The 21,673-nt window shown below is 52.4% G+C and carries 13 protein-coding genes; 11 read left to right on the top strand and 2 right to left on the bottom strand.

Annotation, left to right across the window (positions count from 1 at the left end; translation table 11 throughout):
• The first annotated feature begins 72 nt into the window (after positions 1–72).
• Both dnaK and trpS read left to right on the top strand, forming a co-directional pair.
• The gene (dnaK, locus tag ACZ52Z_RS06760) at positions 73–2,010 is read left to right on the top strand and encodes a molecular chaperone DnaK (protein WP_464269988.1); all 1,938 of its coding nucleotides are present in this window, start codon (positions 73–75) and stop codon (positions 2,008–2,010) included.
• A 138-nt stretch (positions 2,011–2,148) separates the two neighbouring features.
• Complete coding sequence (trpS, locus tag ACZ52Z_RS06755) at positions 2,149–3,117, top strand: tryptophan--tRNA ligase (protein WP_464269987.1); 969 nt, start codon at positions 2,149–2,151, stop codon at positions 3,115–3,117.
• Between the two features lie 298 nt (positions 3,118–3,415).
• On the opposite strand, the gene ACZ52Z_RS06750 is transcribed toward trpS, so the two are convergent.
• Positions 3,416–4,369, bottom strand: a complete 954-nt coding sequence (locus tag ACZ52Z_RS06750) for a peptidylprolyl isomerase (protein WP_464270767.1) — start codon at positions 4,367–4,369, stop codon at positions 3,416–3,418.
• A gap of 455 nt (positions 4,370–4,824) precedes the next feature.
• Between ACZ52Z_RS06750 and ACZ52Z_RS06745 the strand changes: the two genes are divergently transcribed.
• The 5 genes from ACZ52Z_RS06745 (at position 4,825) to folP (ending at position 13,426) form a co-directional block, all read left to right on the top strand.
• The gene (locus ACZ52Z_RS06745) at positions 4,825–6,168 is read left to right on the top strand and encodes a 3-deoxy-D-manno-octulosonic acid transferase (protein ID WP_464269986.1); all 1,344 of its coding nucleotides are present in this window, start codon (positions 4,825–4,827) and stop codon (positions 6,166–6,168) included.
• Between the two features lie 22 nt (positions 6,169–6,190).
• A complete protein-coding gene (gene carA, locus ACZ52Z_RS06740) occupies positions 6,191–7,306 on the top strand; it encodes a glutamine-hydrolyzing carbamoyl-phosphate synthase small subunit (protein ID WP_464269985.1) in 1,116 nt (371 codons plus the stop codon).
• Between the two features lie 21 nt (positions 7,307–7,327).
• The gene (gene carB, locus ACZ52Z_RS06735) at positions 7,328–10,558 is read left to right on the top strand and encodes a carbamoyl-phosphate synthase large subunit (RefSeq protein WP_464269984.1); all 3,231 of its coding nucleotides are present in this window, start codon (positions 7,328–7,330) and stop codon (positions 10,556–10,558) included.
• A 99-nt stretch (positions 10,559–10,657) separates the two neighbouring features.
• Positions 10,658–12,526, top strand: a complete 1,869-nt coding sequence (gene ftsH, locus ACZ52Z_RS06730; protein ID WP_464269983.1) for an ATP-dependent zinc metalloprotease FtsH — start codon at positions 10,658–10,660, stop codon at positions 12,524–12,526.
• 81 nt (positions 12,527–12,607) lie between these two features.
• On the top strand, positions 12,608–13,426 hold the full coding sequence (gene folP / locus ACZ52Z_RS06725; RefSeq protein WP_464269982.1) for a dihydropteroate synthase: 819 nt from the start codon (positions 12,608–12,610) through the stop codon (positions 13,424–13,426).
• On the opposite strand, the gene ACZ52Z_RS06720 is transcribed toward folP, so the two are convergent.
• Positions 13,395–16,499: a ChaN family lipoprotein gene (locus tag ACZ52Z_RS06720; protein WP_464269981.1), complete on the bottom strand. Its 3,105-nt coding sequence runs from the start codon at positions 16,497–16,499 to the stop codon at positions 13,395–13,397. The two genes, folP and ACZ52Z_RS06720, sit on opposite strands and share 32 nt — an antisense overlap.
• Before the next feature lie 276 nt (positions 16,500–16,775).
• On the opposite strand from ACZ52Z_RS06720, the gene ACZ52Z_RS06715 reads away from it, so the two are divergent.
• The 4 genes from ACZ52Z_RS06715 (at position 16,776) to metK (ending at position 21,623) form a co-directional block, all read left to right on the top strand.
• Positions 16,776–17,969 (top strand): 3-phosphoglycerate dehydrogenase family protein, encoded by a 1,194-nt coding sequence (locus tag ACZ52Z_RS06715; protein ID WP_464269980.1) that lies wholly within the window; start codon positions 16,776–16,778, stop codon positions 17,967–17,969.
• Between the two features lie 370 nt (positions 17,970–18,339).
• Positions 18,340–19,278 carry a DUF362 domain-containing protein gene (locus tag ACZ52Z_RS06710; RefSeq protein WP_464269979.1) on the top strand — a complete coding sequence of 313 codons (939 nt, stop codon included), beginning with the start codon at positions 18,340–18,342 and terminating at the stop codon, positions 19,276–19,278.
• 72 nt (positions 19,279–19,350) lie between these two features.
• Positions 19,351–20,106, top strand: coding sequence for an enoyl-[acyl-carrier-protein] reductase FabL (gene fabL / locus ACZ52Z_RS06705; protein WP_464269978.1), 756 nt, complete (start codon positions 19,351–19,353; stop codon positions 20,104–20,106).
• A gap of 353 nt (positions 20,107–20,459) precedes the next feature.
• Positions 20,460–21,623: a methionine adenosyltransferase gene (gene metK, locus ACZ52Z_RS06700; protein WP_464269977.1), complete on the top strand. Its 1,164-nt coding sequence runs from the start codon at positions 20,460–20,462 to the stop codon at positions 21,621–21,623.
• The last annotated feature ends 50 nt before the right edge of the window (positions 21,624–21,673 follow it).

The raw sequence follows: 21,673 nt of genomic DNA, 5'->3' as shown, positions 1-21,673 counted from the left end.
GAGCTGATTATTTCAGTTATTTATTTTTTATAAGCATTGAGCTGATTATTTCAGGAGATAGGAGATAGTATCATGGGAAAAATTATCGGCATTGACTTGGGTACCACAAACTCTTGCGTGTCCATTATGGAGGGCGGCGACCCTAAGGTCATTGAAAACAGCGAGGGGAACCGAACCACCCCTTCTATTGTTGCTTTTCCAGACAGCGGTGAGCGTCTCGTCGGACAGGTAGCCAAACGTCAGGCTGTAACCAACCCCACAAGAACCCTGTTCGCAATCAAGCGGTTGATCGGACGCAAATTCAGTGATCAGGAAGTACAAAAATCCGTTGAGATCAGTCCGTTTAAGATCGTTGAAGGCCCCGGCGGGGACGCCGTGGTGGAGGTGGAAGGTAAAACCTATTCTGCGGCCGAGGTGTCGGCTATGATCCTCGGCAAGATGAAGCAGACCGCCGAGGAGTATCTGGGAGAGACCGTAACGGATGCAGTGGTGACTGTTCCGGCGTATTTCAACGATGCCCAGCGACAGGCAACAAAAGATGCCGGCAAGATTGCTGGTTTGAATGTACAGCGCATTATTAACGAGCCCACAGCGGCCTCTCTTGCCTATGGATTAGACAAGAAAGGCGAGGAAAAGATTGCTGTATTCGATCTTGGTGGCGGAACCTTTGACGTCTCGATCCTTGAAATCGGGGACGGCGTGTTTGAGGTAAAGTCCACCAATGGCGACACCTTTCTCGGTGGTGAAGATTTTGACATGCGTATCGTCAACTGGTTGGCTGATGAATTCAAGCGCGATCAGGGCGTGGATCTTCGTAACGACAAAATGGCGCTTCAGCGCCTTAAGGAAGAAGCGGAAAAAGCGAAGAAAGAGCTGTCCACCGCCATGGAAACAGACATTAATCTGCCGTTTATCACTGCAGACGCCTCCGGGCCCAAGCATCTGAATATCAAGCTGAGCCGGTCCAAGCTCGAAGCGCTGGTCGAAGACCTGATTGAGCGCACCGCAGGTCCCTGCAAAATGGCGCTCTCTGATGCCGGTCTCAGCGCTTCGGACATCAATGAGGTCATTCTGGTCGGCGGTATGACCCGTATGCCCAAAGTACAGGAAAAGGTCAAAGCCATCTTCGGCAAGGAGCCGCATAAGGGGGTCAACCCCGATGAGGTGGTTGCTATCGGTGCAGCCATCCAGGGCGGGGTACTTCAAGGAGACGTCAAGGACGTTCTGCTGCTTGATGTTACACCGCTTTCCCTTGGGATCGAAACCCTCGGCGGAGTAATGACCAAGCTCATTGAAAAGAATACCACGGTGCCAACCAAGAAAAGCCAGGTCTTCTCCACAGCTGCCGACAACCAGCCGGCTGTCTCCATTCATGTGCTCCAGGGAGAACGTGAGATGGCCCAGGATAACAAGACCATTGGCCGCTTCGAGTTGACGGATATTCCCCCAGCACCTCGCGGAGTACCACAGATTGAGGTGGCTTTTGACCTCGATGCCAACGGCATTCTGCATGTTTCTGCCAAGGATCTGGGCACCAACAAGGAGCAATCGATCCGCATTACAGCGTCCTCTGGTCTTTCTGAGGAAGAGATTGAACGCATGAAAAAAGATGCGGAGCTTCATGCTGAAGACGACAAGAAGCGCAAGGAACTGGTCGAGGCCAAAAATAACGGCGATGCCATGGTCCATATGACCCAGAAAAGTCTGACCGAACTGGGTGACAAGGTAGATGCCGAGACCAAATCCAATGTGGAAAAGGAAATTGAAAACGTCAAGAAGGCGCTTGAAGGCGATGATGTCGAAGCCATCAAGGCCGCTACCGAAGCCCTGACCCAGGCTTCGCATAAACTTGCAGAGTTGATGTATGCTCAGGCCTCAAAGGAGCAGCCCGGAGGAGGAGCTGGTGGCGCTGCAGGAGCAGGTGGAGCTGCCGGCGGCAGTACCGGGAGCAGTGGTGGAAAAAATGATGATGATGATGTGGTAGATGCTGATTTTGAAGAAGTGAAGTAACGCTTCCTCGCAGAGAGGAGTTCTTATCGAACCCCATGGGAGTGCAGAGAGAATCTGCACTCCCATTTTTTTTGCTTTTGCGCTATAGATGAGCTGGCCAACGTTCTTCACTATGAATTTATTCCACTTTTACCCTCTATGAAACGAATATTATCAGGTATCCAGCCTTCTGGAAAATTACATATCGGCAACTATTTCGGCATGATGCAACCGATGATTGAGCATATGGAATCATCGGAACTGTATGTGTTTATCGTAGACCTGCATGCGCTTACTTCTGTTCATGACCGGGGCAGGCTACGTGAAGGTACCCTGGAGGCCGCGGCGGACTTTCTCGCGCTTGGGCTGGATCCGGATCGCTGTACCTTTTGGGTACAGTCAGATGTTCCAGAGGTATGTGAGTTGAGCTGGCTGCTTTCTTCCATCACTCCTATGGGTTTGTTGGAGCGCTGCCATTCATACAAGGACAAGATCGCCAAAAATATTGCTCCGAGTCACGGCCTCTTCGCTTATCCGGTGCTGATGGCTGCCGATATTTTGCTCTATCAGGCCGAAGTTGTTCCGGTCGGCAAAGATCAAAAGCAACACCTTGAAGTAGCACGTGATATAGCCATAAAATTCAATAATACCTTTGGTGAGACCTTTGTGCTCCCTGAACCGGCAATCAGCGAGTCAACAGCCATTGTTCCCGGGCTCGACGGACAGAAAATGTCCAAGTCGTATGGCAACACCATCCCCATTTTTCTCGACGAAAAACCGTTGCGTAAGGTGGTCATGTCTATTCAGACCGATTCGACTCCGGTAGAGGAACCCAAGGATCCGGAGACCTGCAGTCTGTATGCATTGCTGAGGCTTTTTGCATCACCGGAAAAAATGGCAGAGGTACACGATCTCTATGTCAATGGAGGTGCTGCCTACGGGTATCTCAAGCAGGATCTGTTTGAACTGATCAATGATTATTTTGCAGCAGCAAGAACCCGGAAGAAGGAGTTGCTGGAAAACAAAGACTATCTCAGGGAGGTACTCGCCAAGGGTGCTGATAAAGCCAGGGAAAAGGCCACCACCACTCTCGAGCTTGCCCGGGACCGTATCGGCCTGAAATATTAAGTTTATCCCCCTGCATCCTGCCGATAAACTATGCTAAGCCATCCAGGTCGATGGTACTGCCCGTGCTCACCTGCCACCGGGGCAACAGTCCGGAAACAGGGCGTGCGTCTCTTTGGCAGCAAAGTGCCGCCTGTGAGCCAAAGGCTAAACACGGTGAAGCAAAGAATGCCACGAAAAGAAAGGCCGGCAAGGAGGTCTGTTGCGACTCTATGAGCTCGCCACTGCAGGCAAAAAAAAGGCGGGCATACCGTTTACTGGTAGGCCCGCCGCCAAAGAAAAAATTTGCTCAGAGAGCTTTTTAGAAATCAACTAATTCCACGTCAAAGACCAGCCATGCATTAGGTGGAATGACACCGCCTGCTCCCTGCTCGCCGTAGGCCAGTTGGGGGGGGATGATCAGGGTGCGTTTTTCTCCTTTTTTCATCTGGATGAGGGCTTCATCCCAGCCGGCAATGACCCGTCCGGTACCAACCGGAAACTGAATGGGTTCCCTCCGGTCGTAGGAACTATCGAATTTGCGATTGTTGGCCAGCAGTCGCCCTGTGTAATGGGCACTGATCATGTCGCCCTTTTTCGGGGTGGGCCCGGTTCCCTCTGCTTCAACCTGGTAGTACATTCCGGAACGGGTTTTCTGGGCGTTGGGCCAACGCTCCTTGATTTTTTTTGTGAGTTGCTTTTTTTCTTTTTTTTCAGCATCACGCTGGTCGTCCTGCATGGCGGCAAGTGTTCGGTCAAAGGCAGCCTGGTTGGCGCTGAATTTTTCCGCATTTTTTCCCACCCGAAGTATTTCCACCTTTTCAATGGTGTCTCCCTGGGCAATGGCATTAACCACGTCCTGGCCTTCTACTACCTGTCCGAAAACAGTGTGCTTTCCGTCGAGGTGAGGGGTGGGCAGGTGGGTGATGAAGAACTGACTGCCATTGGTTGCCGGGCCTGCATTGGCCATGGAAAGGACTCCGGGCTTGTCGTGTCTAAGGGACGGGACGAATTCATCGGGGAAAGTATAGCCCGGACCACCGGTACCGGTACCCAGTGGGCACCCGCCTTGAATCATGAAATTGCCGATAACACGGTGGAAAGTGAGGCCGTCGTAAAAAGGGGTGCCGGAAGGTTTTTCAAAACCTCCAAGGTGCATGGTTCCCTCGGCCAAGCCGACGAAGTTAATAACTGTCAGCGGCGTTTTGTCATAAAACAGTTTAAGGAGAATCGTTCCTTTGCTGGTGGTGAATTGGGCATACAGTCCGTCTTTCATTTTTTTATCCTCAGTTTGTGCTGATACCTGTTGTCCGCATCCGAGGAGCAACACCATAAGCAGGAGAAAAGGGAGCCATTTGTTCATTGTGCTTTACCTCAAACAGATCAATAGGTATTCGGTTGTGTTTGCGGGATGCTGCATTGCGCATGGTCTTCGGCTAAGCGACAGGCTAAGAAGAGCTCTTGCCAGTGCACCTTGCTTCCCGTGTCAGCGACCCGGGAAAAGCCTTATCCTAAATGACCCGGTTGTTACAAGTCAATGTTTTGCTTGTCAATGAAAAAGTCTCCCGGATTTTCGCTGCCGGCAAGCAATGACCAAAGTGGCTCTATGTGGTGTATACGTTGTTTTTCCCTTGATGTTCGCGGATTGATATTGAAGGATGTTGACTGGTTGAGGAAATCCTGGTTTAATATAATGTTTTTTTGTTTGTGTTTATTATTGCCGGTACTGCTGTGAAAAAAATTCTGTACTGTGGGTATGGCGTCATCGGAACGGGCCTGTATCTCTTTCTGCGCCTTTTTCTTCCCTTGTTAAAACATCTTGGTCCTAGGTACAGTTATGGGCTAGAACAGCGGCTTGGGTTGTATGATCAGGTAGCGTTATCACCTACCGGACACGCCCGGCTTTGGTTTCATGCCTCTTCAGTGGGAGAGGTGCGTGCCGCGCTCATTGTGCTTGATGCGCTCCTCCGGCGTGAACCCGACCTGGACGTCGTGCTGACTACGACTACGGAACAGGGGAACAGGGTTGCCAGAAGTCGACTTCCTGATGATATTCCGTGCCTGCTGGCACCGCTGGACGTACCGCTTGTGGTTAACAGAGCAATCCGCAAGATTGCACCTGACCTGTATATCTGCCTGGAGACCGAGCTCTGGCCGGCAATGTTGAAGCGTGCCCAGGCCTGCGGAGTGGCCGCTGTATTGCTCAACGGGCGTTTGTCTGAGCGCTCCTTTCAGCGCTATCTGCATGTCGCACCGTTAATAGGTCAATTGCTGCAGTCCTTTCATCGAATAGCTACCGTCTCCGGAGACGATGCCGGTCGTTTTATCGGGCTCGGTGCCGAAGCTTCCAGAGTCCAAGTCTGCGGGAATGTGAAAATCGCCTCGCAAAAAAAGGACACAGCCCAGGCCAGCAGGTATTACCGTAAGCAACTACAGGCTGAAGCGGAGCAGATTTTTCTTTGCGGATCAACCCACTCCGGAGAAGAGGCGCTGCTTCTGCAAGTGTACAAAAAGATTGCCATTCAACGACCATTGCTATGGATGATTGCTCCACGGCACCTGGAGCGTACTCGAGAGGTTGCCTCGCTATTGACCGCCGCCGGGCTGCCCTTTCATCTGTATTCATCGCTCAAAAAGGGTGAGCGACGGCGTCACTCGGTGGTTATTGTGGACACCATGGGAGAACTCGCAGAACTCTACAGTGTTGGTGATTATAATTTTTGCGGCGGCAGCCTGGTTGAACGTGGCGGACATAATATCATTGAAGCCGTGCAGTGGGGGCGGCCTGTTTTTTATGGGCCCCATATGCATGACTTTAAAAATGAGGCCGGTATGCTTGAGGCAGCGGGATGTGGAATTCCTGTCGCTGACGGAGAACATCTTGCCGTGCTGCTTCTGGAATATACCCCGGAGAGTGAGGCGTACCAGAGGGCTTGTGGCCATGCGGCGGAATTATTTCTACGGGGCGCTGAAGTTGTTGATAAACAAGTTGACTTGGTAATAGAGTTGCTGACGTACTCCAGACCACCGGTGCAATCGGGAGTGTCTCCCGATCATATCTCCAATCTTTCATAATCAAACGAAAATACTACACTCTATGAAGGCATTAATCGGGCTAGAAGATGGCACAGTTATATCGGGATACTCCTTTACCGGACCCGGAGAGGCGCTGGGAGAAATTGTTTTTAACACCAGTATGAGTGGGTATCAGGAGGTGTTGAGCGACCCCTCTTACACCGCACAGCTGGTCACCATGACCTATCCGCTTATTGGCAATTATGGGGTAAATCCCCAGGATATGGAGTCTGCAACTGCTCATCCCCGTGCTTTTCTGGTTCGTGAATACCAGTCCTATCCGAGTAATTACCGATCAACGGGCACGCTCGCGGACTTTCTGCGGGAGCATGGCGTGCTTGGCATCGAGGGTTTGGACACCCGCATGCTTACCCGGATGATACGCAAGGGTGGTGCCATGAAGGCCATTGTCTCCACTGAGGATCTGGACGGTCAATCCCTCGTACAGCGGGCACAGGAGTGGTCGGGACTGGTTGGCCGGGATATGGTAGAGCGTGTCACCTGTGACTTGCCCTATGCTTGGACCGATGAAGGTCCGGTAACGGGCAAGGGCTTTAGCGAAAAGGGGAAGCAGCCGTACAGGGTCGTTGCCTATGATTTTGGGATTAAGTATAACCAGTTGCGGTTGCTCAGCCAGTACGGCTGCCAGGTTGTGGCGGTGCCTGCCACCACCTCAGCAGCTGAGGTGCTCGCCATGAACCCGGACGGGATCTTCCTGTCCAACGGTCCCGGCGACCCTGCTGGTGTTGCGGGTGTGGTGGAAAATATTCGCCAATTGCTTGGCGTCAAGCCTATTTTTGGTATCTGCCTTGGGCATCAGATGCTGGGGCTTGCCTATGGCGGCAGTACCTATAAACTGAAATTCGGCCACCGTGGAGGGAATCAGCCGGTGAAAGACCTGACCACCGGCAAGGTGGAAATCACCTCCCAGAATCATGGATTCTGCGTTGACCCGGAAAGCCTCCCCGCCGAAGTGGAAGTGACCCATATCAACCTTAATGACAACAGCCTGGAAGGGATGCGCCATCGACAATATCCCGCCTTCTCGGTCCAGTACCATCCGGAATATGCTCCGGGACCACGGGATGCAGAATACCTTTTTGCCCGATTTATCGACCTGATGCAGCAATCCTCCTGATCCCTTACCTGAACACGAAACATGCCGAAACGAACAGATATACAGAAGATTCTTATCATAGGCTCCGGACCGATTATCATCAGTCAGGCCTGTGAGTTTGACTATTCCGGTGCTCAAGCCGTCAAAGCATTGAAAGAAGAAGGATTTGAGGTGGTGCTTATCAACTCTAATCCGGCAACGATCATGACTGATCCGGGTCTGGCCGACCGTACGTATATTGAACCCATAACGCCCGAATGCGTTGCCAAGGTGATTGAGCGAGAACGGCCCGATGCCCTGCTGCCCACCCTGGGCGGCCAGACAGGCCTGAATACTGCGATTAAAGTGGCAGAGATGGGGGTGCTGGAAAAATACGGCGTTGAAATGCTGGCAGCAGATATCGATGTCATTCAGAAGGCTGAAGGGCGCGAGGAATTTCGCGATGCAATGCGGAAGATCAACCTCAATGTTCCCGAGTCAGCCATCGTCCATACGCTTGATGAGGCCATGGACGCAGGGAGTCGTATCGGTTTTCCGATCATCGTCCGCCCAAGCTTTACCCTTGGGGGTACAGGTGGCGGGGTAGCCTACAACCGTACAGAATTGCGGGAACTGGCCACCGCCGGTCTGGACCTGTCAATGACCACTGAAGTTATGCTGGAAAGGAGTCTCCTCGGCTGGAAGGAGTATGAGCTGGAGGTGATGCGCGATAACAATGACAACGTGGTTATTATATGTTCGATAGAGAATATTGATGCCATGGGGGTCCATACCGGTGACTCGGTAACCGTTGCCCCGGCACAGACACTTACTGATCGCGAATACCAGGAAATGCGCGATGCCGCCATTGCCATTATTCGTGAAATAGGGGTGGAAACCGGCGGCTCAAACGTCCAGTTTGCGGTTAATCCTGCTGACGGCGAGTTGATGGTCATCGAGATGAACCCCAGGGTTTCCCGTTCATCGGCGCTGGCCTCCAAGGCCACAGGCTTCCCTATTGCCAAGATTGCTGCCAAGCTGGCCATCGGCTATACCCTGGATGAGATCAAGAATGACATTACCAGGGAAACCTATGCTTCGTTTGAACCGACTATCGATTATTGTGTTGTGAAGATTCCCCGGTGGACGTTTGAAAAATTTCCTGAAGCCGAAGACCTGCTTACCACGGCAATGAAATCGGTCGGGGAGACCATGGCCATCGGCCGGACGTTCAAGGAGGCTTTTCAAAAAGGTATGCGCTCCCTGGAAGTGGGCCGCATGGGCTTTGGTTTTGACCGCAAGGAGGAGATGACCGAGCTGCACCAGGATGATCTGGAGCGCGGTTTGACTCGTCCCAACTCCCGTCGCCTCAGCTATGTGTTTGAAGCGCTTCGGCGGGGGATGGCGATCGAGCGCATCTATGAGCTGAGTGCTATTGACCCCTGGTTTCTGTTCAACTTTCAGGAGATCATTAACAAGGGACGAGCGATCGAGGCTGCAGGGTTCAGCGGATTGGACCGGGAAAACCTTTTTCTGGCCAAGCAGTTTGGCTTTTCCGATGTACAGCTGGCCAACCTGACCGGTACCTCTGAGGACGACATTCGCCAGTTGCGGATTACTCAGGGACTGGAACCTGTGTATAAACTGGTGGATACCTGTGCAGCTGAATTTGAGTCCTATACACCTTACTATTATTCGACGTATGATCAGGAGGATGAAACCCAGGCTGGAGAACGGAAAAAAATTATGATCCTGGGCGGAGGTCCCAACCGTATCGGCCAGGGAATCGAGTTCGACTACTGCTGTGTTCATGCCTCCTTTGCCCTCAGGGAGATAGGGGTCGAGTCGATCATGGTCAATTCCAACCCGGAAACGGTATCTACCGACTACGATACTTCTGATAAACTTTATTTTGAGCCGCTAACCAGAGAGGATGTACTCAATATCATTGAACGGGAAAAACCCGATGGGGTAATCGTACAGTTTGGCGGGCAGACACCGCTCAATCTTGCCGTTCCCCTGGAAAATGCCGGCGTGCCGATTATTGGTACCCCCCCGGATGCCATTGACCGGGCAGAGGACCGAAAACGGTTTCAGCAATTTCTTCATAAACTCGACCTTCGGCAGCCGGAAAACGGCACAGCCCATACCCTGGAGGAGGCATTGGCTGTTGCCGTTCGCATCGGTTATCCTGTGGTAATGCGCCCCTCCTACGTGCTCGGCGGGCGCGATATGCGTATCGTCTATAACGAGGAGGGGATTCGGGAGTTTATGGCCATTCCCGGCATGGCCGGTTCCGAACATCCCGTATTGCTCGACAAGTTTCTCAAGGATGCCATTGAGGTGGACGTTGATGCGGTTTCCGACGGGAGCATGACCGTTGTTGGGGGGATCATGGAGCATATAGAAGAGGCTGGCATCCATTCGGGTGACTCTGCCTGCGTCCTTCCGCCCCACACTCTGTCGGCATCAATGATCAAGGAAATTACCAGGGCGACCAAGGCGATGGCTGATGAGCTTGGAGTCATCGGCTTGATGAACGTCCAGTTTGCGGTAAAGGGGGAAACCCTGTACGTCCTGGAAGTGAATCCCCGAGCTTCACGGACAGTGCCGTTTGTGTCCAAGGCCTCTGGAGTTGAATTGGCCAAGATCGCCACCAAGGTGATGATGGGAATGCGGCTTCAGGATCTCGGTTTTACCGAGGAACGGCACCTGAATCACTGGGCGGTGAAAGAGGCGGTCTTTCCCTTTGATCGCTTTGAAAATGTCGACACCCTGTTAGGGCCGGAAATGAAGTCTACCGGTGAGGTGATGGGGATAGATGATAATCTGGGTCAGGCCCTTGCCAAAGCGCAGCTCGCCGCCGGAGCAAGCCTGCCGCTTCATGGAACCGTTTTTGTGTCGGTTCGTCACAGTGATAAGGAAGCGGTTATTCCCGTAGCAAAAAAACTGGTTGAATTGGGATATTCGTTGCTGGCGACCCATGGCACGGCGGCCCGGCTGAAGGAAGCCGGTATTGACTGCACCGAGGTCAACAAAATATCTCAGGGCAGACCCCATATTCTCGACAAGGTTGAGGATGGGAATGTGCAGATGATCCTGAATACCTCGGCAGGAACCCGTACCACCGAAGATTCCTATACCATCAGGCGAGCAGCCTTGGACTATCATATCCCCTATTCGACAACGATTACTGGTGGATGGTCCATGGCACTGGCTGTGGAATCTCTGATTGCCCAGGAGGTAGGGGTGAAAACCGTGCAGGAATTTTCTAAAACCATTGACGGAAAATAAAACAGTATTATCGTAAAACCACACTAGGCGCCAAGGGTGGCGGGTCTGGAATATTTTTCCTGCTTTCCGCCCGTTCACAGCATTCAGCGGAGAATTTTTTTGAATACTTTTTATAAAAATTTAAGCATGTGGCTGGTCATCGGATTGACCATGATCCTGCTGTTCAACCTGTTTAATAAACCACAGTCAGCCGGCAATTCCATGACCTACAGTGAGTTCTGGTCAAGCGTCGATAGTGGAGCCATCAACAAGGTGAATATCCAGGGAGATAAGATCACCGGCTCCGGGCTTGACGGTCGTCCCTTCACAACCGTTGCACCAGACGATACAGAACTTATTCCCATGTTGAGGGAATCCGGGGTGGACATTTCGGTACGAGAGCCAGAGCAGACCCCATGGTACCTGACAATCTTTATCTCCTGGTTTCCCATGTTGCTGCTGATTGGTGTATGGATCTTTTTCATGCGGCAGATGCAGATGGGCGGCAAAGGGGGAGCGCTTTCCTTTGGGAAGACCAGGGCCAAACTCCAGGGTGAAGGGGAGGTCAAGGTGACCTTCAAGGATGTGGCCGGAATAGATGAAGCCAAAGAAGAACTGGAGGAAATTATAGACTTCCTTCGCGATCCCCAAAAATTTACCAAACTGGGTGGCCGCATTCCCAAAGGCGTGCTGCTGGCCGGTTCGCCGGGTACAGGGAAAACCCTCCTTGCCAGGGCCATAGCCGGAGAGGCTGGAGTTCCGTTTTTTACAATCTCAGGATCGGATTTTGTAGAGATGTTTGTTGGCGTGGGGGCTTCTAGGGTGCGCGATCTTTTTAACCAGGGCAAAAAGAATGCCCCCTGCATTATTTTTATAGATGAGATAGATGCCGTTGGGCGCCACCGTGGGGCGGGGCTCGGCGGAGGGCACGATGAACGGGAGCAGACCCTGAACCAACTGCTTGTGGAGATGGACGGATTTGAAGGCAATGACGGGGTCATTATTATTGCTGCAACCAACCGGCCCGACGTGCTTGACCCGGCTCTGCTGCGTCCCGGACGTTTCGATCGCCAGGTGGTGGTTCCGGTACCGGATGTCAAAGGGCGGGAGAAGATTCTTGAAATTTACGGTAAGAAAACCAAGCTTGCCGATGATGTGGACATGGCGGTTATTGCCAGGGGAACCCCTGGGTTTTCAGGCGCTGATCTCGAGAATCTTGTCAATGAGGCCGCTTTGATGGCTGCCCGCGAAGGGAAGGAAAAAATCGACGCCGAACAGCTTGAACGGGCCAAAGACAAGGTGATGATGGGTGCTGAACGAAAATCGATGATAATATCGGAAAAAGAAAAAGAGATAACCGCTTATCACGAGGCAGGACACGCCCTGGTGGCCAGGTTTCTTCCCGGCACCGATCCTATTCACAAGGTAACCATCATCCCGCGGGGCAGGGCACTGGGACTGACCATGCAGCTCCCCATGGATGAGAAATATACGCATGCGCGAGGTTACCTGCTCAATTCCATAGCCATACTTTTCGGGGGGAGAGTTGCCGAGAAGCTGGTTTTTAATGAGATAACCACTGGAGCTGGAAACGATATCGAGCGTGCGAGCGAACTTGCCAGGAAGATGGTATGTGAGTGGGGCATGAGCGATGAACTCGGGCCGCTCGCTTACGGAAAAAAAGAGGAACAGATTTTTCTCGGCCGGGAAATTGCCCAACATCGTGACTACAGTGAAGAAACAGCACAGAAAATCGATGCAGCCGTAAAACAGATTATTCTTGATGCCAACCAAAAGGTCACTCGCCTGCTGGAAGAGAACATGGACATTCTGGACGCTGTTGCTGAGGAGTTGTTGGAAAAAGAAACCATTATGCTTGAAGACATGGATCGCATTATCGCCACGTTGCGAGGCGAAGAAACCGAGACTGAAGAAGTTACGGAAACACCAGCGGAGAGCGGTGAAGAGAAGGAAACCGTCGAAGCATAATATTTGCCTTGTAGAAGGATCCACAACGGCCGGCAGACTGCATGCAGTCTGCCGGCCGTTGTCTATTGAGAGAACCCTGCCATGAACAGAGCTCCCAGGATAATGGGTATCCTGAATGTCACCCCTGATTCCTTTTCTGATGGCGGGCGTTGGTGTACCGCATCAGCCATACAGAGCCAGGCCCAACAAATGATAGCAGAAGGGGCGGATATTCTTGATATAGGGGGGGAATCAACCCGCCCTTATGCAGAGCCGGTAGAGACGGAAGAGGAGTTGAGGCGTGTCCTACCTGCTATTGAGCAGATACGGGCGCTGAGCGATATTCCCATTTCCATTGATACCACCAAAGCCGCGGTTGCCCAGTCGGCGATTGCTGCGGGAGCTACCATGGTCAATGATATTTCTGCCCTGCGGTACGACCCGCAGATGGTGGAGGTGGTTGCAGCGTATGATGGGCCGGTGGTCATCATGCATATGCAGGGAACACCGGGTACAATGCAGAATCGTCCGCAGTATGGGAACGTTGTTGCGGAGATCAATGCCTTTTTTGCTGAGCGATTAGCATGGATGGAACGCAGGGGAATCGCACCAAATCGGGTAATCCTTGACCCGGGCATCGGTTTTGGTAAGACTCTTGCCCATAATCTTGCCATTCTGCGCAATATAGAATCGTTCAAGCAGCATGGCTGTCCGGTGTTGGTCGGTCATTCTCGGAAATCGTTTTTTGCTGACCTGCTTGACGTCCCCGTGGCAGAACGTGACCTGGCCACCGCCGTAGTATCAGCGCTGTGTGCCCAGCAGGGCGTTGATTATCTCCGCGTGCATGCTGTGTATGCCAATGTACAGGCCGTGACCCTGGCTCACACCCTTATGGCAACGAATGGCGACCTGAAGAGCTAGCCGGGGAAACTTCCGGGTGCCCCTTAGGCACAGCCCCCTGTTTGGCCGAAGATAATTCCACTGAAAACTGCAGTGTTCGTTCATCGCGTACCACTTCTACCACAGCCCGCTCTCCAGCAATTGAGTCGAGAAGGGCCGCCCTCACATCCGTTATACTGGAAACTTGCACGCTATTGACCCGAGTAATCAGGTCTTCCGGAAGCAGACCGGCCTCGCCTGCATGTCCATGGGGACTGATGCGAAGGATGCGTACGTTGCCTGAGGCTGTTTCTTCCAGCACCACGCCTATTTTTCCTGAGGCGGGGAGCTGCAGCGAGGGTGTTTCCATCAGGAGGTCAGCGCCTGCCCGTAAAGCCGATGCCCTGCCACCGTCGTGAACGGGTACGACGACCTGTTGCGAAATCCCCGGCAATCTCCTGTGCACCCGCGGAGGAATCCCTGACTGTTTATGTACATGTCCGTTTCCTGCTATAACTATCATCTGCCGGTCTGGAAAACGGTGGAGTGTGGAAACTACGGATTCGGCCATGGTTTCGTCCCAGAGCGCCTGAGCCTGAAGAAAACCGGCAAAAGCGTTGCCGCTATGAGGTGCAGCATGCATGGAAAAGGCTTCCAGCAGACGTTGCCGGTAGCCAGGCAGGGTCAGGTCTCTCTCTCTGGCTATGGTCGCCAGCTGTTCTGCTGTCAGGGGATTAGTAGAGCCTTGGCGGAAAAGCGTGCTGGTAATCTCCTTGTCCAGGTTCAACCCTATCAGGGGAAGGTTCCGTTGCTTGGCGAACGCAATGATATCTCTGTAGAGCCGATAGTCGTAGCCCCATACGGAAAAGTACCGCGATGCCTGGAGAAATTTACCCTCTGATTCGATTGTTCCCTGGATATAGTCATCCAGCGCCTGCTGGGAAGAGCGGGGGAACATTTCCATAGCAATGATCAAATCAGGGTTGGATTGGTAGAGCCCCTGGATTATTTGCAGTTGAAGGAGGTGTGCACCGTAGTCGGTATGTATTTCCCCGATGTAGACCACCCGTGCGTCCTGCAACCGCTTGATGGTGCCAGCAAAGTCCAATGCGGTTTCGACCGGTACGGCACTGGGAGTAGGGAGAAGTAGGGTGATGATGCCATTGTCTGCCGCGGCCACCTTTCGAAGTGTATTGACACCTGCATCAAATTGCAGCGAGGAATATTTCCCGTAGTGGCGTAATTTGGTGCACGCTGCCTGGGTTTCTTCGACGGAAGCGCTATCAACAAGAACCACCACATGCTCCTGATCAAAGGGGTTGAAGTGGACGTCCAGAGAAAAGCCTGCCCCAGGCTGCCGGTAGGATCCAAAGAGCGAACGTCGCGCAGCGCTGTCTCCGGCGAATACCCAGCTCCCCTGTTGCAGATCCTGGTTGGAGACGGTCTCATCCGTCACCACGGTTCCACCCCATTGTTCCACCAGCCTTGCCAGGGGGGCGAAGGCAGCGGCACCCTTGCCGGGTAGAAGAAGCTGCTGCTTGCTGCTGCCCATGAGGTGCGCTAAGGTAGGAATCCGTTCCTTCTCTAAGAGCCTGCGCATGAGATCATAATCGGGGTCGATGGTGATGGAACTCGGCAGGGACGGGGTGCTGAGCTGAAATGGTTGACGGTGCCGGTTGCTGGTGACTGTATGATCGATCGGGCCTTCGAGGGTATGTATGCGTAAGGGCACCTGCAGGGTATATGGTTGGTCGTTCTCCTGGACCAGTTCACCCTCGATTATTGCCTGGCCGTCCTGAAGACGTACCTCTACTCTACCAAAGGAGAGGCGTGGGGCGTCCAGCCGGTCAAGCCACTGACGAAAAAAGCTGTCGAGCTTGTGGCCTGCGACCTGTTCGAATGCGGCCTGAAGCTCCTGCCATCCGACCCGCTGAAACTGATGCTCCCGGTAGAAGCGGGACAGTGCTTGGATAAAGTTGTCCCTGCCGATCAACTGCTGCAGCATGTGAAAGAGCATGGAGGCCTTATCGTATCCGACGCTGCGAATAGCCCGTGAGGCGGTGTGGGCATGGCTGCTGTTGTGAAAGTTCCGCAGGGAGAGAGGCTGGCCGCTACCGGAAAATGCCTCATAGCGGATCAGTTGCTGTTTTCGGTACTGTGGACCTTCTCCGGACTCTTGGGCATAGCTCTGGTCGGCAAGATAGGTGGTCAGCCCCTCGGTCCAGTTGCCTGTGCCGCTCCGCACGAAGACGCTGTTGCCGAACCAGGAATGGAGGACTTCATGTCCCAGTGAGGTGTTGACGATGAATGGCAGGCGTACGACCGCCTGACCGAGCAGGGTAAACGTGGGTATACCGTACCCAGTGGGAAGCCTGTTTTCGACAATACTGTAGCGCGAGTAGGGAAAAGGGCCGATCAGATGCTGATAACGATCTATATATCCGGCGGCCTTTTCCAGGTATGCTGGAGCGAGGTGCTTGTCCTCTTCGAAAAAATAGGCATACAGGGTGAGGGTATCGAGCTGCTTGCGGAAAATGACATATGGTCCGGCAACAAAGTGTATGTTTTGCACGAGATGCGGGAACGTGGCATGAATGCGGGGTGCATGCTTGTCGGTGGTGGTCTGCAGTGTCTCAGCTTCGGTAATTGCAGAAAAATGGGCAGGGAGCACGGCGTCCACTGAAAAACGCATGTCCCTGTCTCCAATCGGGTGCCAGAAGCCGGCAAGGGTGATGCCTGTTGCTGCGATCAGGTTATCTCTGTCAGGTGTTTCACGAGTTCTCAGTTCCCAGGAAACGTAGAGTTGACGGGTATCAGTGGAGCGGGCAAGGGTGATGGAGTTGTCCCCGTCGACTCGCAGTTGAACTGGGGTGCTGTTTGCTTGCTCGAGCACCACACCGGTCACGACCAGTGGGCCGAAACGAAGGTGCAATGGGGTATCCCTGGGCAGGGAAATGTGCGACGTCGCATAGAGTGTGCTTTGTTCAAGCTCAAAGCTGAGAGAGAGCCGGTGGTGAATACCCTCCTCAGGCGTGTCTGCGGCGAACACCGAAGAGCAGAGGCGAAAAAAGAGTACAAGTAAGGCGAGCAGAGTGAATAATCGTTTTATTTTCATGGACAATCAAATGGTTGTGCGAGAAATGGAAGAAGAACCACGGGGTAATGATAATCATTTTTTTATGATTTGAAAGGATGCCGCACCTGTGAATAATCCTTGTGCTTGACAAGCTTTATCTGGCCATTGTAGGTTTGGCGATTGCATTTTATAACCGCTTGACAAGAGGTTACGTAGATTGCGCTGGAGGTGAAAGGTATTTGGCAGCGGTGCGTTTGCCAGGGGGCGCCAGTCGTTTCGTAACAGTCCTTGAATGATCTTACAGTGAGGAGAGACATGCACACATTTCGTATCAAGACCATCAATGCCATTGCTCCGGAGGGATTGGAGCTATTGACTGAACGTTTTACCGTTGATCCGGATGAACCATCCCCTGAAGGGTTGGTGGTCCGGAGCTCTCAGGTGGATCTTCAACTCTATCCGGATTTGCTGGCAGTCGCTCGAGCTGGAGCGGGAGTAAATAACATTCCGGTTGAGGAAGCCACAGAAAAAGGCATCTGTGTGTTTAATGCCCCGGGAGCCAATGCCAACGCCGTGGTGGAGCTTGTCTATACGACTCTGGGCATCTGGCTGAGGAACGTAGAAAAGAGTATCTCCTACTGCAAGGAGCTCACAGCCCTCCAAGACGACGATACCATTAACAAGGAGGTAGAGGCCCAGAAAAAGATGTTCAAGGGGGAGGAGATGGCAGGTAAGACCCTGGCAGTCATCGGTCTGGGCAAGATTGGGGTTGGTGTTGCCAACGCCGGATTGCATCATCGGATGAAAGTAATCGGCTTTGACCCGTTCCCTGCCATGGATAACATTCATGGTCTATCGCCTGAGGTGACCCTGGCTCGTTCGCGGATGGAGGCCTTGAGCAAAGCGGATTTTATCAGCGTCCACATTCCACTTAACGCCAAGACCAAGGGGTATGTGACGAAAAAAGATTTCCTGGAGTTTGTCAAGGACGGGGCAATTCTCATTAATTATGCCCGCGGTCCGATCGTAGATGAGGATGCGGTGCTTGCCGCACTCGCCAGCGGAAAACTCAGAGGGCATATATCCGATTTTCCCTCAGTGAAATTTTTAGGTCACGATAAGATCATCGTCACCCCCCACCTGGGAGCCTCAACTTCGGAGTCGGAAGAGAATTGTGCCATTATGGCGGTCAAGGAACTGAGGAGTTATCTGCTCTATGGCAACATTGTCCACAGCGTCAACTTTCCCAATATTGAGACTATTCCAACGGTGGATATTCATACCCGGTTGACGGTCATTAATCGTGACCAGCCGGGAATGATCGGTTTAGTCACCAATATTCTCGGCTCCCATCACATCAACATCATGAACTATACCAACAAGAGCAACGGGACTGTGGGGTATAACATTATTGACTGTGCAGGCCCGGTACCAAAAGAAGTGGAAAAGCAGATCTGTGATCAGGAAGGGGTTTTCCGAACACGGGTCTTACCATTTCATCAGCCTTGAGGCGGACGCTTTCTGAATGGAAGGGAGCAGGATGCCGTACAAGTGGGTAAAAAATAACCACTTGGTCAAAAAAATGCCAGCGGGAGTAAAAAAAACTAGACGCTGTCTATCTAGTTGAAATACTATTGTATTTTTCCTTGCTCTTGATCAGGCCGAACAGAGAGAACAAAAAAATGTACCTTTGGCCACAGCTTTGAGCAGGGGATAATTGGTAATTTTTTTGTAACATATTGAAATGAATGGTGTATTTTGCGCTATTTCTTTCTGGCATCAATTATGCAAAGTGGTTAGTGATTCTTCATCTCTTCTCTCCTTTACCGGCTTGATCCTTTTGTAGGGTCAAGCCGGTCTTTTTTTCGTTGCGGTGTGTATGAGTTCAAAGGACTGTTGCGTAGCCCTGGTACCGCTTGACGCCTATCCCCAATCGCTTGTTGATGCGGCCACAAATCGTATATTGACAGCCGTTGCAGGAGATCGTGCTTTTTCTGGTGCAAAGGTACTGGTAAAACCTAACCTTATCTGCGCCCGGAATGGCGCACTGGCGTGTAGTGAACCGGCTGTGATGCAAGGTGTCGCCCGTTGGTTTATCGATCGGGGAGCACACGTCAAACTTGGTGATTCTCCGGCATTTGGGTCGGCAAAAGCCGTGCTTCGGGCATGCGGGGCACTGGAAGAATTGGTTCGGCTGGGAGTCGAAATTGTCGAGTTTGATCGGGTGGAGCGCGTGGTTGTTGCAGATACCCTTGAAGTACAGGTTGCTGCTGCCTCCAGGGAATGTGATCTTTTGGTCAATGTGCCACGGGTAAAAGCTCATGCGCAGGCAAGGGTGACCATGGCGGTAAAAAATATGTTTGGCTGTGTTGCCGGGCCTAGAAAGGCCTGGTGGCATATGGCCTATGGCGGTAAATACGGCTCTTTTGCCGAGCGCCTTGTGCTGCTGCTTGCGGCCTTTCCAAACAGTATCAGCGTGCTCGATGGTGTACGGGCCATGCACGAAACTGGACCAATACACGGCAAGCCGTTTTCTGCAGGTGTGCTGGGGGCATCAACCAGCCCTGTGGCACTGGATACCGCCTTTCTCCACCTCTTTGGTGTTGTTCCGGAGAGTTGCCCGTTATGGGCAGCTGCCAAAAAGCTTGGTGTTCCAGGTGTGATGCTGGAAGATATCTCGTGGTTACTTTTGTCACCAGGCGATTTTTGCGTGGAAGGTTTTCGCGTTCCTGATAGCCTTATGCCCATTCGTTTTAATCCGTTCCGCTATCTGAAAAATTCCATTCGCCGGGCCGCTGCGCCATACCTTGCTCGATAGTTCCATCGAAGGGCAGGGCGTTTGATCGGGGAACCCCGGATTGGTTCAAGGTTTGAAAAAGGAGGATACTCTATGAACAGTTTTCAAGGGAAGACCGCGTTGATAACGGGCGGTTCACGAGGAATAGGCCGAGCTATTGCTCTGCGCTTGGCAGAATATGGGGTGAATATCATTGTTAACTATGTTCGGCATCGCAGCGATGCGGAACAGACGGTGGCGGCCATTCGTGCACAAGGCGTTGAATGTTTTGCCGTTAAGGCAAATATCGCTGATGAGCGCCACCTCGCTCAGCTTTTTCAATCGATCAGGGAGCGCGGAGTACACCACCTGGATATAGTTGTCTCCAACGCTGCGTCCGGGGTGTTGAAGCCCGCCATGGAGCTGACCCTCCACCATTGGGACTGGGCGATGAATATCAATGCACGGGCCTTATTATCCCTGACGCAACATGCGGCCCCTATGATGGGCCAGGGAGGGAGAATTATCGCTATCTCCTCCATGGGCTCAGTACGCGCTATCCCTGAATATACCGTGGTCGGGGCATCCAAAGCGGCGCTCGAGTCCCTGGTTCGTCATTTGGCCGTGGAACTTGGTCCTAAAGGGATCACCATTAATACGCTGAGTGCCGGAGTTGTTGATACCGATGCACTCAAGAAATTTCCCAATCGCGACAAGATTATCCGTACGGCGGAAGAACGTACACCTCTGGGGCGGCTGACAACCCCGGAAGATGTTGCCGATGTGGCCTTGTTTTTATGCAGCGACCTTGCCTCCATGGTCCATGGACAGGTCGTGGTGGTGGATGGCGGGTATGCCATTCAAGGGTGATAACATCCAGAAGACTGGAAAGGTGATTCCAAGCAGGAAAGAGGTGAGGCTGCGGAAAAAAATCATCTGGGTGTTGTCCTGTCCGGTGTTTCGTCGTTTTTTTTAGCAGAAAATAAAGGTTGTTGACGAAAGAGAGGCCTCTGCCCCGTTGTCCTCTGTCGTGAACAACTGGATGGTGGTACAGAAAAAGCAGAAAAAAATACCCAGCAGTGCATATTTTTCCCCAAACAACGGTATAATTGGCTTGAATTGCCTCTTGTCTGTGGTAAATTTAAGATTTTTTATTCAAAAAATGCACCCTGTGTCAGGCACAGGATGCTTATAACCTTTTTTCTCCTCAAGGAGTAAACCATATGTCAAATCATTTATTCACCTCGGAGTCTGTCTCTGAAGGCCATCCAGATAAGGTCGCCGACCAGATATCTGATGCCATTCTTGACGCTATTCTGGGTCAAGATAAACATGCCCGTGTTGCCTGTGAAAGTCTCGTGACGACCGGAATGGCCCTTATTGCCGGGGAGATCACCACCTCTGCCTATGTCGACATGCCAGATATCGTTCGCCAGACCATTCGTGATATTGGTTATAATTCCTCAGATATGGGGTTTGACTGGCAGTCCTGTGCCGTGCTCACCTCCATCGACAAGCAGTCCGCTGATATTGCCTTGGGCGTGGATGAGGGCTCTGGCCTTGACCTGGATCAGGGTGCCGGGGACCAGGGATTAATGTTTGGTTATGCCTGTGACGAGACCGAAGTACTGATGCCCATGCCTGTTACCTTTGCCCATCGGCTGGTAAAACGGCAATCAGAGATACGAAAAGCCAGAGTATTACCATGGCTGCGACCTGATGCCAAAAGTCAGGTGACCATTGAATATGAGGATAATGTCCCCAAGCGTATCGAGGCGGTGGTGCTCTCTACCCAGCACAGTCCGGACGTGACCTACGCCGACCTGAAGGAAGGGGTCATGGAGGAGATAGTTCGCCCCATCCTCCCGGCTGAAATGGTCGATGGCAACACCAAATACTTCATCAATCCTACCGGCCGCTTTGTTATCGGTGGGCCGGTTGGCGACTGCGGCGTAACCGGGAGAAAAATCATTGTCGATTCGTATGGCGGCCGTGGTTCGCACGGTGGAGGCGCCTTCTCCGGAAAGGATCCTTCCAAGGTGGATCGCTCTTCATCCTATATGGGCCGTTATGTGGCCAAAAATATTGTAGCAGCAGGACTTGCGCGAGAAGTTGAGGTACAGGTAGCCTATGCCATTGGTATTTCCCAGCCGGTTTCCATCAACGTGAAGACCTTTGGTACAGGTCAGGTAAGTGAAGAAAAATTGGTTGAAGTGGTCAGGCAGGTTTTTGACCTGCGGCCCAAGGCTATTGTCCAACAGCTTGATCTGTTGCGGCCGATTTACAAGAAAACCGCCGCTTATGGCCATTTTGGACGAGAACTGCCTGAATTTACATGGGAGGTAACTGACAAGGTGGATGCCCTCAGGGATGCTGCCGGAATCTAGTATCCCGGCTGAGGCATGTTGTTGAACCAGAAAGTTGAGAGAGTAGAAAG

It is taken from the genome of Desulfogranum aggregans, from assembly GCF_055398265.1.
The sequence above is the reverse complement of the archived record's forward strand: the minus strand, read 5'-3'. Positions and strand labels throughout refer to the sequence as shown.